This is a genomic window from Streptomyces rugosispiralis (assembly GCF_024505145.1).
Lineage (GTDB): Bacteria > Actinomycetota > Actinomycetes > Streptomycetales > Streptomycetaceae > Streptomyces > Streptomyces rugosispiralis.
In genome coordinates this window covers 67,454-83,344 of the sequence record NZ_JANIAA010000045.1, presented here as the reverse complement: position 1 = coordinate 83,344, position 15,891 = coordinate 67,454, and the positions used below count along the sequence as shown (strand labels likewise).

At 74.0% G+C, this 15,891-nt stretch carries 5 protein-coding genes and 1 pseudogene; 3 read left to right on the top strand and 3 right to left on the bottom strand.

Going from position 1 to position 15,891, the window contains the following annotated elements; all coding sequences use genetic code 11:
- Positions 1-301, bottom strand: a pseudogene (locus NP777_RS40110) (class I adenylate-forming enzyme family protein); the annotation flags it as partial.
- Positions 298-11,760, bottom strand: coding sequence for an amino acid adenylation domain-containing protein (locus NP777_RS40105; protein WP_256655105.1), 11,463 nt, complete (start codon positions 11,758-11,760; stop codon positions 298-300). The pseudogene NP777_RS40110 and the gene NP777_RS40105, both read right to left, overlap by 4 nt.
- A 642-nt stretch (positions 11,761-12,402) precedes the next feature.
- Between NP777_RS40105 and NP777_RS40100 the strand changes: the two genes are divergently transcribed.
- Together NP777_RS40100 and NP777_RS40095 are read left to right on the top strand one after the other, a co-directional pair.
- Complete coding sequence (locus tag NP777_RS40100) at positions 12,403-12,738, top strand: ArsR/SmtB family transcription factor (protein WP_256655104.1); 336 nt, start codon at positions 12,403-12,405, stop codon at positions 12,736-12,738.
- A gap of 2 nt (positions 12,739-12,740) precedes the next feature.
- Positions 12,741-13,475: a cation transporter gene (locus NP777_RS40095; RefSeq protein WP_256655103.1), complete on the top strand. Its 735-nt coding sequence runs from the start codon at positions 12,741-12,743 to the stop codon at positions 13,473-13,475.
- Between the two features lie 190 nt (positions 13,476-13,665).
- Here the strand turns inward: NP777_RS40095 and NP777_RS40090 are convergent, their stop codons facing one another.
- Positions 13,666-14,607 carry a GNAT family N-acetyltransferase gene (locus NP777_RS40090; protein WP_256655102.1) on the bottom strand — a complete coding sequence of 314 codons (942 nt, stop codon included), beginning with the start codon at positions 14,605-14,607 and terminating at the stop codon, positions 13,666-13,668.
- Positions 14,608-14,963: 356 nt separating this feature from the next.
- On the opposite strand from NP777_RS40090, the gene NP777_RS40085 reads away from it, so the two are divergent.
- Positions 14,964-15,887: an aminoglycoside phosphotransferase family protein gene (locus NP777_RS40085; RefSeq protein WP_256655101.1), complete on the top strand. Its 924-nt coding sequence runs from the start codon at positions 14,964-14,966 to the stop codon at positions 15,885-15,887.
- The last annotated feature ends 4 nt before the right edge of the window (positions 15,888-15,891 follow it).

Below are 15,891 nucleotides of genomic sequence, written 5' to 3'. Positions count from 1 at the left end.
AGGTGAACATGATGAGCGCCGGGGCTTCGGGCGTCGGGTGCGCGTCGGGCAGTCCGGTGCGCCGGACTCCGTGCGCGTCCACGACGGCCGCGGCGGCGACCCGGGCGGCGCCGGCGGCGAGATCCGCGTCCCCGGCCTTCGGGTGCAGCGGGACGGCGACGAGTTCCCGGTCGAAGCAGCCGAGCAGGATGTCCGCGAGGCGGTGGCCGTTCGGCAGCCTGATCACCACCCGTGCTCCTGCGGGCAGTTCGTCGAGTGCGGCGCTGTCCGCCGCGTACGTCGCGTCCTCGGTTGTGGTCAACGGGCCCTCCCGAGGGCTTCGGTGAGCTGGACGCCCACGGCGTCCACGTGCTGGGGCTGCATCACTTGGTGGTGCCGTGCGTCGACGTGTCCGACGGTCAGCTCGCCGCCGGCGTACGGCCGCCACAGTTCGTGCGTGGGCGCCGCGCGCCCAGGCTCGCCCGCGGCCTCGATGTAGGTGGTGTCGCCCGGGTAGCGTGGGGGGCGGTAGGCGCGCAGCAGCGCGTCGTTGTGCCGGGACACGGCGATGACGCGGGCGATGTCGTCCTCGGTGAGGCGGGCGAAGAGGCTGCCCGCGCGGCGCAGCAGTGCCGATACGGTGGTGAAGTCGAGGGTCTCCGGGGCGAGGCGGTCGTCGTCGAATCCGGCGGCCGTCAGGAGCAACCGGTGCACGCGGTGCTCGTCGACGGGCTCGGCGGGCCCGGCCCCGGTGGCGGCGACGGTGTCGACCAGGAACAGCGTCCCTTCGGGTTCGCCGAGTTCCCGCAGCCGGACGGCCATGGCGTGCGCCACCAGTCCGCCGAAGGACCAGCCGACCAGGTGGTACGGGCCGGACGGGCGCACCGTTCGCAGCAGCCGCAGGTAGCGCTCGGCCATCTCCTCGACCGTGCCGGGCAGGTCCGCCACTCCCCCGGTGTCCTCGGCCTGGATGCCGTGGACCGGGTGGTGCCGGCCGATGTGCCGCAGCAGGCCGGCGTAACTCCAGCTGATACCGCTCAGCGGGTGGACGCAGAACACCGGCGCGGCCGTTCCGGTGGCCCGGAAGGGCACGAGGTGTGCGGGGGCGGACGCGGTCGGCGGCCCGTCGAGCAATCGGCTCAGGGCGGCCGGGGTGGGGGCCTGGAAGACGTTCCGGAGGGCGGGTGCGAGGCCGAGGACGGCGCGTATCCGCTCGGTCAGCCGGGCGGCGAGCAGCGAGTGGCCGCCCAGTTCGAAGAAGTTGTCCTCGGGGCCGACCCTCGGTACGTCGAGCACCTCGGCGAACTGGCGGCACATCAGGTCCTCACGCAGGTCGCGCGGCGGCTCGGCGTCGGCGGCGGCCGCCCAGTCGGGCTCGGGCAGCCGGTCGCGCAGCAGCTTTCCGTTGACGCCGAGGGGCAGCCGGTCCAGGGCGAGCAGCCGGGCGGGCACCATGTAGTCCGGGAGGTGCCGGGTCAGGTGTGCCCCGACCGCGCCGAGATCCGCGGCCTTCGGGGTGACGTAGCCGACGAGCCGACGGTCGTCGGCGCCGCGGTCGTGCACGGCGACCGCGGCGGCCGTGACCTCGGGGTGCCCGCCCAGCACGGCTTCGACCTCGCCGAGTTCGACGCGGTGGCCGCGGATCTTCACCTGGTCGTCGGTCCGGCCGTGGAAGCGCAGCACTCCGTCGCGGCTCCACGACGCGAGGTCGCCGGTGCGGTACATCCGCCGGCCGGCCGGTCCGAAGGGGTCCGGCAGGAAGCGGGCGGCCGTCAGTTCGGGGCGGCCGAGGTAGCCGGTCGCGAGGCCCGCGCCGGCCAGGTACAGCTCACCTCTCGTGCCCGGGGGGACGGGGCGCAGCCGGTCGTCGAGGACGTAGGCGCGGGTGTTGCGCAGCGGCCGGCCGAGCGGCACGGTGCCGTCGGTCCGCGCGCCGACCGGGTGGGCGGCGGACCAGACGGTGGTCTCGGTCGGGCCGTAGCAGGCGAGCAGCGACGCGGTGGCGGCGGCCAGCTCCCCGGCGAGTTCCGCGGGGACCGCCTCGCCGCCGACGACGGCGCGTACGTGGCGCAGTTGCCGCGGTCGGCGTGCCACGAGCGTCCGCCAGAGCGACGGGGTCGCCTGCATCACGGTGACGCGATGCCGGTCGAGCAGCGCGCACAGCTGGTCGGGGTCGCGCAGCGCGTCCTGGCCGGCGAGGACCATGGCGCCGCCGGTGATCAGCGGCAGGTACAGCTCGGGCTTGCACATGTCGAAGCCGACGGGTGCGGAGGCCAGCATCCGGTCGTCGGGGCCGACCGCGAGCCGCTCGCGCAGGGCGAGCAGCAGGTTCACCAGCGCGGCCCGTGGCACGACGACGCCCTTGGGCCGCCCGGTGGAGCCCGAGGTGTACGTGACGTAGGCGGTGTCCGGTGGCACCGGCAGCGGCTCGGCCGCCCCGGTGGTGACAACGGGTCCGGCGGCGGGTCCGATGGCGTCGCGCACCACGAGGAGGGGGCGGGCGTCGGCCAGGAGTGCCGTGACGCGTTCGGCCGGCAGGGTGGGGTCGACGGGCAGGTAGGCGGCGCCGGTCGCCTGGACGGCGAGGAGGGTGGCGGGCAGGTCGGGGCCCCGGCGCAGCACCACGGCGACCAGGGCGCCGGGGCCCGCGCCGTGCGCGCGGAGTTCTCCGGCGAGGTGTTCCGCCCGCTCGGCCAGGTCCCGGTGGCTGAGCACGGTGTCGCCGTGCAGGACGGCGGGTGCCTCCGGGGTGCGGTGTGCCTGGGCCGCGACGAGCGCCGCCACGGTGGTGTCGGGCGTCTCGCGGTCGGTGCCGCTCCCCTGTCCGGTCAGCCGCTCGAGCTCGCCCTCGACGAGCACCGGCAAGTCGGCGACGGGGAGCTGGGGATCGGCCACTGCCGCGCGGAGCAGCCTCTCCAGGCGGGCGAGCATCAGACGCGCGGACGCGGGGGTGAACAGTTCGGTGTCGTACTCCAGAAGACCCTCGATCCCGGCCTCGCCGCCGTGGTCCGTGTAGTGCTGCCGCATGCTCCACAGCAGGTCCATCCGGGAGGCGCCGCCGTGCACGGCGACCGGTTCCGTCCGCAGGCCCGGCAGGTCGAACTCGGCCGCCGGGGTGTCCTGGAACGCCAGCATCACCTGGAAGAGGGGGTGGGCGGCGAGGGAGCGCGGCGGGTTGACGGCCTCGACCACCCGCTCGAAGGGGACCTCCTGGTGCGCGAAGGCGTCGAGGTCGGTGGCGCGTACCCGCTGGAGGAGTTCGGCGAACGTCGGCGCGCCGCTCAGGTCGGTGCGCAGCACCACGGTGTTGACGAAGCAGCCCACGGTGTCGTGCAGCGCGGCGTCGTGCCGTCCCGCGACGGGTGTGCCGAGGGGGATGTCATCCCCCGCCCCGAGCCGGTGCAGCAGTGCGGCGACCGCGGTGTGCATCACCATGAACAGGCTGGTCCGGGTGGTCGCGGCGAGCCGGTTCAGGCGGGCGTGCAGCGCGGCGTCGAGTGTGAAGGGGACGGTCTCCCCGCGGTGTGCGGAGACCGGCGGCCGGGGATGGTCCAGCGGCAGCCGCAGCACCTCCGGGGCGCCGTGCAGGAGCCGCGTCCAGTGGTCGACGCCGGTGTCGGGGTCGCGGTCGAGCAGGCGGATCGTGTGGTCCGCGTACTGCACGGGTGTGCTCGTCCACTGCGGGGCGCCGCCCGCGGCACGGGCCCGGTAGGCGGTGGACAGGTCACGGGCCAGCGGACCGAGCGACCAGCCGTCGGCGGCGATGTGGTGCAGCAGGAGCAGGAGTACGTGGTGCCCGGGTGCGGTCTCGTGGAGCACGGCCCGGACCGGGAGTTCGGTCTCCAGGTCGAAGACGTGCGCGGACGCGGCGGCGAGCAGTCCGGGCAGTTCCGTCTCCGAGGTGACCACCGTCTCGAACGGCGGGCCGTCGGCGTCGCGGATCCGCTGGTACGGCTCGCCGTCGTGTTCCACGACGGTGGTGCGCAGGCTCTCGTGCCTGTCCAACAGGTCGCCGAGGGCCGCCCGCAGGGGTTCCACGCGCAGCGGCCCGGTGAACCGGACGGCGAAGGACATGTTGTACACGGAGTTGGGGCCGGCGAACCGGTCGAAGAACCACAGCCGCCGCTGCGCGGGCGAGAGCGGTACGCGCTCCGGCCGCGGGGCGGCTCCCGTCCGGGTGGGAGTCGCGGCGGCGCCCTCCGGGAGGTGGCGTGCCAGGTCGGCGACGACCGGGGTGTCGAACAGGGTGCGGATGCTCAGCTCGCGGCCGGTCTCCGCACGCAGCCGGTTGATCAGACGGGTGGCGAGCAGCGAGTGTCCACCGAGGTCGAAGAAGTTGTCCTCGGCGCCGACCTCGGCCAGTCCCAGGGTCTCGGCGAACAGGTCGCACAGCAGACGTTCTCGCGGGTTCTCCGGCCCGCGGCTCACCGGCAGCGCGGTCTCCGGACGCGGCAGGGCGGCGCGGTCCAGCTTGCCGTTCCCGGTCAGCGGGATCTCGTCGACCGGGACGACGAAGGCGGGCACCATGTGCGCGGGCAGCACCGTGCGGGCGTGGGCGCGCAGTTCCGCGGCCCACAGCGTCTCGGCCGGGCCGGTCCCGGACAGCGTCTCGGCCGGGCCGGTCCCGGCCGGTCGCGTGGCCGGGACGGCGTAGCAGAGCAGACGGCCGCCGTCGGCGCCGGTGTCGGCGCCGGTGTCGGCGAGCACCACGGCCCGGTCCACGGCCGGGTGCTGTTCGAGGACGCGCTCGATCTCACCGGGCTCGATCCGGTAACCGCGGATCTTCACCTGCTGGTCGATCCGCCCCAGGTACTCCAGCGTGCCGTCCGGCCGCCGCCGAGCGAGGTCCCCGGAGCGGTACATCCGGGTGCCGGGCGCCCCGAACGGGTCGGGGACGAACCGGCTCGCGGTGAGCCCCGGCCGGTCCAGATAGCCGCGGGTCACACCGGGGCCGGACACATGGATCTCGCCGGGGCAGCCCGGCGGCACCGGTCGTAGCGCGTGGTCAAGCAGCCGCAGTCGGAGGTCGGGCAGCGCGGTGCCGACGACGCTCGCGGTCTCTTCGGGGTCGGTCAGCTCGGTGTACGTCGCGTGGACGGTGGTCTCGGTGATCCCGTACATGTTGACCAGGGCGGGCCGGCCCGGGCCGTGCCAGGAGCGGACGCGGGACGGTTCCAGCGCCTCCCCCGCGCATACGATCACCCGCAGGTCGGGCAGCGCGTTCGGGCCGGTCTCCGGTTCGGCCCGGAGGAGCTGGTAGAAGGCCGAGGGAGTCTGGTTCAGGGCGGTGACCCGCTCCCGGCGCAGCAGCGCCAGGAGGTCCCGGGGCGAGCGGGCCACGTCGTCCGGGACCACCACCAGCCGCCCGCCGCGGCCGAGAGCGGTCCACATCTCCCAGACGGAGACGTCGAAGGCGTAGGAGTGGAACAGGGCGTGGACGTCGGCGCCGAACCGGAACCACTCGTCGGTCGCGGCCAGCAGCCGTACGACATTGCGGTGGGTGACCAGGACGCCCTTGGGCCGGCCGGTGGAACCGGAGGTGTAGATGACGTAGGCGACCGCCTCGGGGTCCACGGTCACGGCGGGCGGGTGCGCCGGGTGGGTGGCGGCCGTGTCGGGGCCGTCGAGGAGGATCTGCGGGTGCGGGACCGGCAGCGGGACACCGGTCACGACGAGCACGGGGTCGGCTTCCGCGAGCACCCCCCGGATCCGCTCCTCGGGGTACGCCGGGTCCAGGGGCAGATAGCCCGCGCCCGACTTCAGCACCGCCAGGATCGCGACGACGAGGTCCGCCGAACGCTCCAGCACCAGGCCGACCAGGCGCTCCGGTCCCGCGCCGCGCTCGATCAGGAGGTGGGCGAGACGGTTGGCACGCGCGTCGATTTCCGCGTAGGACAGGGTGGTGTCGCCGTGGGTGAGGGCCGGGGCGGCCGGCCGGCGGCGCGCCTGCGCGGCGAACAGGGCGGTCAGCGTGGCCGGCCCGGTGTCCCGGTCCGGGGCGGGGGCGGGCGCTTCGAGGTCGGCGCGCTCGTCGGGCAGCAGCAGGCCGACGCGTCCCAGCGGTGCCGCCGGGTCGTCGGCCATCCGGTCGAGGACGGCGCGCAGGCGGTCGAGCAGACGGCCGGCCGCGTGGCCGTCGAACAGGTCGGTGCTGTGGTCGAGTTGGAGCCGCAGCCGGTCGCCGGGCACGGCGATCAGGGTCAGCGGGTAGTGGGTGCCGTCGCGGCCCTGGACCTCGCGCAGCTTCAGGTCGGGTACCAGGGTGGCCAGTTCCGCGTCGTCGACCGGATAGTTCTCGAAGACGACGACGGTGTCGAAGAGTTCGGCGTGCCCGGTGACCGTCTGCAGGGTCGTCAGATCGGCGTGCTGGTGGTCGAGCATGGACAGTTGCTGGGCCCGCAGGTCCGCCAGGCAGTCGGCGACCGGACGGCGTGGGTCCAGGCGGACCCGGACCGGCACGGTGTTGATCAGCAGGCCGACGATGCCCGCCGCGCCGGGCAGTTCGGCGGGCCGGCCGGAGACCGTGGCGCCGAACACCACGTCGTCCCGGCCGGTCAGGGCGCCGAGCAGGACCGCCCAGGCCAGTCGCACGACGACGCTGGTGGTCAGGCCGCCTTCCCGCGCCAGTGCCTCGACCCGGGCGGTGCACTCGGGGTCCAGCTCGGCGGTCGTGCGGCGGCGTGCCCCGGTCGCGCCACGCCGGCCGGTTCCGCCGACCAGGGTCGGGCCGTCCACGGACGCCAGCAGCGCACGCCAGGCCGACTCGTCCGCGCGGGCGTCCCTGGTGGCCAGCCAGTCGAGGAAGTCGCGGTACGGCGTGGCGGGCGGCAGCGGGTGACCGGCGTAGAGCGAGAACAGTTCCCGGACGAGGATCGGCATGGACCAGCCGTCGACCAGGAGATGGTGCGTGGTCAGGACGAAGGTGTGCCGGTCGGCGGACCCGCGCAGCAGCGCGGCGCGCATCAGTGGGGGGTCGGCGAGGTCGAAGCGGCGCCGGCGGTCGGCGGCGAGGAAGTCCTCCAGATCCTCCGGTGCGGGCGTCTCGCGCCACTCCACGGCGGAGCCCGGCACCACGACCTGGACGGGCCGGCCCGACGCACCGGGCCGGACACCGGCGGAGAGCTGCGGGTGCCGGCGCAGCAGGCGGTGCAGCGCGTCCCGCAACGCGTGGGCGTCCAGTGTCCCGTCGAGGTCGAAGACGAACTGGACGAGGTAGGGGTCCACCCCGTCGTGGTCGTAGAGCGAGTGGAAGAGCAGGCCCTGGGCCAGCGGTGGCAGCGGCAGTTCACCGGTGGCGCGGGAGCGGGCCCGGTCGACCAGCGCGGCCAGGACGTCGAACCACCGCTCGGCCAGCCCGGCGACGCGCGTCCCGTCGAGCAGGCCACCGGGCCAGGACCAGTGGGCGACCAGTTCGGGGCCGTCCGGGCGGTCGATGAGCACCGTGTCCAGCTCCACGGCGTGGCTCATGGCCGGCCCGGCCGCGGCGGCCGGGCCGTCGTCCGAGGGGGCCCCGGCAGCGGTCACGTCGGCCGACACCGACCAGGGGCCCTCGCCGCCGACGCCGAAGCGGCCCAGGTAGTTGAAGGCGAACTGCGGCGTGGGGCGGGCGGCGAGGGCGGGAGCGCTCTGCGGGTTGAGATAGCGCAGCAGACCGTGGGTCAGTCCGGCGCGGCCGGAGTCCCGGGTGCGGGAGCGCACCTGGGCGACCGCGCCGTCCAGGGCGATCGGGTCGGTCCGCGCCTCGGCCCAGGAGCAGCCGGGGTCGAGTACCACGGGATACAGGGTGGTGAACCAGCCGACCGTACGGGACAGGTCGAGGTTGTCCGCGAACTCCTCACGGCCGTGACCCTCCAGGTCCACGAGGAGCGCGTCCGGGCCGTCCCGCCAGTCGGCGGCGGCCAGGGCGAACGCGGTGAGCAGCAGGTCCTGCACCGAGCAGTCGAAAGCCGCGGTCGCCTCGCTCAGCAGTCGCGCGGTGAGCGCGCCGGGCAGGGTGGCCGTGTGGCGGCGCCGGGTGGCCTCGGTGTCCGACGCGGGATCCAGGGGGCGCGCGGCGACCGGTGGGTCCACGGGCTCCGGCCGCTCGTGGGAGAACGCGCGCAGCACGGCCGGGTGATGGGCGTACCCCACCAGCGCCTTCGCCCACTGCGCGAAGGACGTCCCGGTCGGTTGCAGCGCCGGGGTCCGGCCGCGGCGTACCGCGTCCCAGGCGGTGTCGAGGTCGTCCCGGAGGATGCGCCAGGAGACGCCGTCGACGCCGAGGTGGTGCACTGTGAGGGTCAGCGCGCCCGCCGCCCCGGGTCCGGGGTCCGACCAGCGCGCGTGCACCATCCGGCCGCGCTCCGGGTCGGTCGGCGGGCCCGGCCGGTTCAGCTCGACCGGCACGGTGGGCAGCACCTCGAGCGACCAGATCGGGCCCGTGGCGGTCAGGGAGAGCCGCAGCATGGGGTGGTGGTCGACGAGGGCCTGCACCACCGCGCGGACCTGCTCCTCGGTGATGCCCACCGGGGTGCGTACGGTCAGGGACTGGACGAACCCGTGGAGTGTGCCGCCGCGTTCGCGCAGCCAGTGCATGACGGGCGTCAGCGGCAACGCGGAGTCGTCCGCGTCGTCCAGCGCGATCCGGTGCGCGGGGAGCCTGTCGTCCGCGAGTGCGGCGGCGAGCCCGGCGACGGTGGGGGTGCGGAAGACGTCCGGGGTGCTGATCGCCAGACCGGCGCGCCGCGCCGCCGCGGCGAGTTGGATCGCCTGGATGCTGTCCCCGCCGAGCCGGAAGAAGTCCTGGTCGAGGGGGACGTCCGGCACCCCGAGCAGCTCGCCCACCAGCTCGGCGAGCAGCTTCTCTGCGGGCGTGCGCGGGGCCGCGCCCCTTCCGGCGCCACGCGCGGCGACCGGGGACTCCGGCGCGGGCAGCGCGGCCCGGTCCAGCTTGCCGTTGCGGGTCAGGGGCAGCCGGTCCACGGCCACCACCGCGGTCGGCAGCATGTAAGCGGGCAGCCGGTCCCGTGCCCGGTCGAGCAGCGCCGCCGTGTCGAGGCCGTCCGCCGCACCTTCGGCCGCGGTCACGTAGGAGACGAGCCGCCGCCCTCCCGGGTGCTCCTGTGCGACGGTCGCGGCCTGCCGGACCCGCGGATCGGCGCGTAGCACGGCGTCGATCTCGCCCGTCTCGATCCGGTGACCGCGCAGCTTGACCTGTCCGTCGGCACGACCGGCGAACTCCAGCCGGCCGTCGGCACACCACCGGGCCAGGTCGCCCGTGCGGTAGACGCGCGCCCCCGGCGGGCCCGACGGGTCGGGGACGAAGCGCTCCGCGGTCGCGCCCGCGCGCCCGACGTAACCGCGCGCCACCCCCGCTCCCCCGAGATACAGCTCCCCCACCGACCCCGGCGGCACGGGCCGCAACGCGTCGTCGAGAAGCAGCACCCGCTTGCCGTCCAGCGGGCCGCCGATGGGGACGGACGCGGCGTCCGCGGGCAGTTCCGGGACCGCGTACCGGGTCGCGAAGACCGTGGTCTCGGTGGGCCCGTAGCCATTGACGACGGTGAGTCCCGGCAGCGCCCGGCGCACCGCGCGGACGGCGTCCGGGGACACCACGTCCCCTCCCGTCCACACCTGGCGCACACCGGCCAGGCAGGCCGGGTCCTCGGCGGCGATGGCGTGGAAGAGTCCCGCGGTCAGCCACAGCCCGGTCACCCCGGTCTCCGCCACGGTCCGGGCCAGTTCGGCCGGGCCGACATGTCCCGGCGCGGCGACGACCACCTCACCGCCGGTCAGGAGCGGCACCCACAGCTCCAGGTTGAACGCGTCGAAGGCGTGCGGCGAGTGCAGCAGGACCCGGTCCGCGCCGCCCTCGGACCACCAGCGGTCGGCGGCGAGCGCGGCCAGGGCGCCCTGGGTGATGCCGACCCCTTTGGGCCGGCCCGTGGAACCGGACGTGAACATCACGCAGGCGAGGGCGTCCGGTGCCGCCCCGGCCCCGGCGGGCGCGTCGTCGGCGGCCGCGCCGGAGTCGGCCCGCACGTCCAGCAGGCGCAGACCGCGGTCGCGGGCGTACGCCACGATGGCGTCGCCCCCGGTGTGCCGGTCGGTGACCAGCAGCCGCGCGTCCGCGTCGGACAGGACGGTCTCCTGCCGGTGCGACGGGTCGTCCCGGTTCAGGGGTACGTACGCCGCGCCCGCCCGCACCACGGCGAGAGCGGCGACGACCAGATCCACCGAGCGCTCCAGAAGCAGGGCGACAGCGCGCTCCGGCCCGGCACCGGCGGCGACCAGCGCACCCGCCAACGCGGCGGCGCGCCCGTCCAGTTCGCGGTAGGTCAGCCGCTCACCCGTTCCGGCGCGGCGCGCCGCGAAGGCGTCCGGGGTACGGCGTACCCGGTCCGCGAACCGGTCGACGGCGGTGTCGGCGGGTGCGGCCGGGGTGGGCGCGCCCGTGCCCAGGGCGACGAGACGGCGGCGCTCCCCCGTGGTGGTGGTCGCGACTCGCGCCAGGGGCGTGTCGCGTTCGGCCCGCGTCAGCTGCCTCAGCACATGCGGGAAGCGGTCGGCGACGCCTCGCAGCAGGTCCTCGCCGTGATTGGCGGGGTTGGCGTCGAAGTCGAGGCGCAGTTCGCCGTCACCTCGGTCGTGCGCGAAGAATGACAGGTCCTCGGACGGCGGCGCCTGGAGGTTGCGGACGGTCGCGGTGACCGAACCGAAGCGCAGCGGCCGGTCGAACCGCTGGATGTTGAGGACCGGCCCGAAGAACCTGCGGCCGTCGTCGGGACAGTCCACCTCCCGGCGCAGGCGCTCGCCCCGGTAGCGCTGGTGGCGGCGCACCGCCCGCAGTTCTTCGGCCACTTCGTCGAGCAGGTGGCCGATGGACGCGGCCGGGTCGACGCGGAGCCGCAGCGGCAGGACGTTGGCCGTCATCGCCGGGACGCGGCGGACGAGTTCGGCGGACCGGCCGGCGACCGGCAGGCTCAGGACGACGTCCCGGTCACCGGTCATCGCGTGCAACTGGATCACGGTGGCCGCGGTGAACAGCCGGGTCCAGCGGTGTCCGAGCCGCCGCGCGCCGTCCCTCAGTTCGGTGAACTCCGCCGCCGGCACGCCCCTGCTCGCGCGCAACGACCGGTCCGAGGCCGCCGCCGGACCCGCTCCCAGCGTCGGGAAGTGCGACCGGCCCGCCAACCGCTCCCTCCACCGGTCGCCGTCCGCGGTGTGCTCGGCGGAACGGCGGTATGCCGTCTCGGCGTCGGCCAGCGCCCGAAGCCCGCTCCAGCCGCTCTCCGGCACCGGGGCGCCCTCGTACAGATGGCTGTAGACCTCGGCGACCCGTTCGGCGAACAGGGCCATGCCCGCCCCGTCCAGGGCGATGTGATGGACCCGGTGGAACAGCACGGTGCGGTCGTCGCGCACGCGCAGCACCGCGCCGAAGAACAGCGGCCCCGCGTCGCAGCCTCCCGCCTCGGCCATGGCCGCCCGCATCCACGTCAGCGCCGCGGCGTCCGGGTCGGGCGTCTCCCGCAGGTCGACCATCTCGACGACGTGCTCGACATCGGCGACGAGCCACTGCGCGGGGGTCGCCGAACCGGCCGCTCCGATACGGACGTTCACCGCCTCGCAGTCGGCGGCCGTCCTGGCGACCGCGGTCGCCAGCAGGTCGACGGCGACCGGGCCGTCCAGCTCGAGATACTCCGCCCACTGGTATGCGCCCGGCTCGCCGAACCCCCCGCGTTCGGCGAGCCATACCCCCAGCTGCGCGTCGGTGAGCGGTAGTTCGGCACGGTTGTCAGGCATATGAGTGAGCGTCCCCATCCGTCCCGTCGGCGGCATGCCGAAGACTGCCGTCCGATGTGTCCGTGTCAATGAAGAAACGATGCGCACCATCGAAACACGGAAGGCAATGGACAAGTAAAGCGATGGCAATGTGAGAGATCTCACGATTAGTCAGAGCATAATAGAGACGCAGGTGAAGAGGGTTGCGCGAGACAGAAGGAGGAATTTCGGCCGCGCCCGCGACTGCTTTACCTTCCTCGCCGGGAACTCGACCAAAAAGTCACTCCGGTGGCCGATTGATCTCTCTTGCCGAAAAGGAAGCCTTTCCGGCCTCGGTTCGAACGGGTCCGGCAAACGAACCGTTCTGTCCCGTAATCGGTGGCAGCGAAGGGTGACGGCGGCCGGCGGCATGGTGTGGTCGAGGTCAATGAGCTTGTGGGTGTGGTGTTTTCGGGATTCCCGGCCCTCGTCGCCGAGTGCGTGACGGACGAGGGAGACGTCATCCGGGTGCCGGCGCGACCGCTGGGACGATGCGGCGCCGTGGCCGGTGCGCGGGCAGCCGACGGGGCGGGTACGGCGCCGGCCTGCCCGGCGCCCGGCTGCCCGCGGCAGCCGAAATGATCCACGGTTTCGTGAATTCAGGATCGCGTGTACTGTCGTCGTGTGCTGACTGTTGCCTCCGACATCGAGGTGCTGGCCCGGTTCGGCCGCGCGCTCGCAGACCCGATCCGCTGCCGCATCCTGCTCGCCCTGCGCGACGCCCCCGCCTACCCGGCCGACCTCGCCGACGCGCTCGGCATCTCGCGGACCCGTCTGTCGAACCATCTGACGTGCCTGCGCGACTGCGGTCTGGTCGTCACCGTCCCCAACGGCCGCCGCACCCGCTACGAGCTCGCCGACGAACGCCTCGGCCATGCCCTGGACGACCTGCGCACCGCCGTGGTGGCCGTCGAGACCGACCGCACCTGTGCCGACGCCGACGCGAGGGGCTGCTGCTGACCATGGCCGCCGAGATATCGATATCCCTCGGTCCCTCCCCGGCCCGCCGCGACGTGCTCACCCGCCGGATACGGCTGCTGGTCGCGGCGACGATCGCGTACAACGTCATCGAGGCGGTCGTCGCCATCACCGCCGGGGCCCTCGCCTCCTCCACCGCCCTGATCGGCTTCGGCCTCGACTCCGTCATCGAGGTGTCCTCCGCCACCGCGGTCGCCTGGCAGTTCTCCGCCCGGGACCACGCCGTCCGCGAGGCGCGCGAGCAGCGCACCCTGCGGATCATCGCGATGTCGTTCTACGCGCTGGCCGCGTACGTCACCGTCGATGCCGTCCGGGCGCTCACCGGCACCGGGGAGGCCGAGCGGTCGATCCCCGGCATCGTCATCGCCGCCCTGTCGCTCGCGGTCATGCCGTTCCTCTCCGCCGCCCAGCGCCGCGACGGCCGCGAACTCGGCTCCGCCTCCGCGGTCGCCGACTCCAAGCAGACGCTGCTGTGCACGTACCTGTCCGCCGTGCTCCTGCTCGGGCTGGTCCTCAACGCGACCCTCGGCTGGTCCTGGGCGGACCCCATCGCCGCCCTGGTCATCGCCGCCATCGCCGTCAAGGAAGGCCGTGACGCCTGGCACGGCAAGGGCTGCTGCGCACCCACCGCCGCGGTGCCGGCCACCGGTGCGGTGCCGGCCACCGGTGCCGAGGCGGACGCGTGCGGCTGCCGTCCGGGGTGCGACTGCTGCAACTGACCGCCCACGCGCGGCTGAGGGCCCCTGCGTCGCGTGACGCAGGGGCCCTCAGTCGCCCTCGCCCTCGGCGTCTTCGGCAGCGTCATGGGGCAGGGCGTGTCCCATTCCGGTCTCGCCGGTGTGATGCGGTTCGCTCTGTTGATCGCGAGCGAGTGGGCGGGACGCCGTTGCGGGAACCCCACGCCCTCGGTCAGCTCCAGATCATGCAGATCCGGCGTGCGAAGTTGACGTATCCGATGCGCTGGAAAGCGTTCGCCATAGGGGTGTTGCCGAGATCCGTGGCCGCTCGGATGCGGGGGACATTCTGTGCGCTGAGGATCCGGGTGCCTTCGGCAAGGATGTCGTCGATGTAGCCGTTGCCCCGATGTTCGGGGAGTACGGCGAGGTAGCCGATGACGGGGTTGTAGTCGTTGCGGCCCGGGGTGACGAACCCCACCGGCTCGCCGTCCGGCAGTGTCGCGATCCGCCACCACTCCTGTGGACTCCGGTAGTGCGCGAGCTCCTCCTCATAGTGTCTGGCCGCCGCTTGGCGGGGGGACATCCGGGTCAGGCCGTCCCTACTGTGCGCGTCCAGCGTTCCGTCCAGGACCCGAGTCATCAGGGTGAGGATTTCCTCGGTGTCGCGGACCGGCCGGAACGCCAGGCGTCCCTTCGGCTCGGGGAGTGGCGTTCCGGGACGCCACTCCAGAAGCAGCCGTTCGACGAACTGGCGGGCGCCGGTGCGTTCCAGGGCGAGCATGCGGTCCTCGACGATGCGCCCGGTCACTCCGCCCTCGCGCCAATCGGGTGGGACGGCTCGGTTGTACTCGGGCGGACGGGCGTCGGCTGGGACCACTGCGGCCGTGGCAGCCCGCAGCAGCCGCACGCCGATGTCCACGCGATCGAGATCCGCGCCACTGTCGTCGAGGTCGAAGATGTCGTCGAGGTCGAAGATGTCCAGAAGGAATGGTGTGTCGTCTCCGGTCCGACCCCACCATGCGAGCCTGGCCAGTACGCGCTCGCCGCGAAGGGCGACCCACATCCATTCCGGACGTCGGCGGCCGGCGGCAAGGTCGTCCGCCAGTTCCTCGTTGAGGGTGTACGGCAGCTGGGAGAAGAGGACGAGTTCTTCGCGTCCGGTGATCGGACGCATGGTCAAGTCGTTTTGTTTCACGGTCACGGCACGCTCCGGTGAAGGCGCCCGTCCGCTCCGGGGTCAGATGTGGTCCGCACCCCGGGAGTGCACAAGGGCGGTGGTCATGGGGATCATGGGCTTACCCCTCCTCTCGCTGTCGTGGCCCCTCACTCTCGTGGTGGGGGTTCCGCCGTAACGTCTAGCCAAGCGCCGCCCCGTCCGCAAGCCCTTTTCGATCGCCCCGCGTCCGGCAGCGCCCAGTGAATCCCGGTGGCCTGCCCGTAGAGGCCCGCGGCCGTCGGCTCCTGCCCGGCTGGGACGACGGAGGTCCGGGACCACGGCCGAAGCGAGCCGGAGCGCTATCGTGGCGCCTCATGACCCACACCGAGATCGAGATCACCGCGGAACTGGTCCGGGATCTGCTGCGCGACCAGCACCCCGACCTGGTCGATCACCCCGTGCGGCTCGGTGCGCGTGGCTGGGACAACCAGCTGTGGCGGCTCGGCGACGACCTCGCCGTCCGGCTGCCCTGGGCGACGCTGGCCGCGGAAGCGCTGCTGCGCAAGGAGCACGCCTGGCTTCCCGCTCTCGCCCCGCGTCTTCCCCTGCCGGTCCCCGTCCCGCAACGTCTCGGCGAGCCCTCCGAGCGGTTTCCGCGGCCCTGGATCGTCACCACCTGGGTGCCGGGAACGCCCGCCGACCGCGCCCCCGCCACTCGCGCCCCGGCGGCCGCCGACACCCTGGCCACGTTCCTGACCGCCCTTCACCGCCCCGCCCCCGACGGGGCGCCGACCGGCCGCGACCGCGGCGGGCCGCTGACCGACCATGCCGAGGGGTTCGCCCGGACTCTGGCCTCGGCCATCGAGTCGGGGCTGATCCCCGACCCGGACGCCGTCCGCGCCGTCTGGGAGGACGCCGTCGCCGCGCCCGGCTGGACGGGGCCGGCGCTGTGGCTGCACGCCGATCTGCATCCGGCCAACGTCCTCACCGAGGGCGGCACCTTCTGCGGCGTGATCGACTTCGGCGACCTCTGCGCGGGCGATCCGGCCTGCGATCTCGCCGCCGCGTGGATGCTGCTGCCGGACGGCGCCGTCGACCGCTTCTACGACGCCTACCAGCCGACCCCGGACACCGCGACCCGGCGCCGCGCCCGCGGCTGGGCGGTGCTCAAAGCCCTCGTCTGCGTCCTCATCGGAGAGGCGGGCGTCCACGGACGTCCGGGCGGCAAGCGCACCTGGGGCCCACCCGCCCACGCCGCGCTGCGACGCCTCACCACGACGCTCGCACCACTCCAGTGACGAG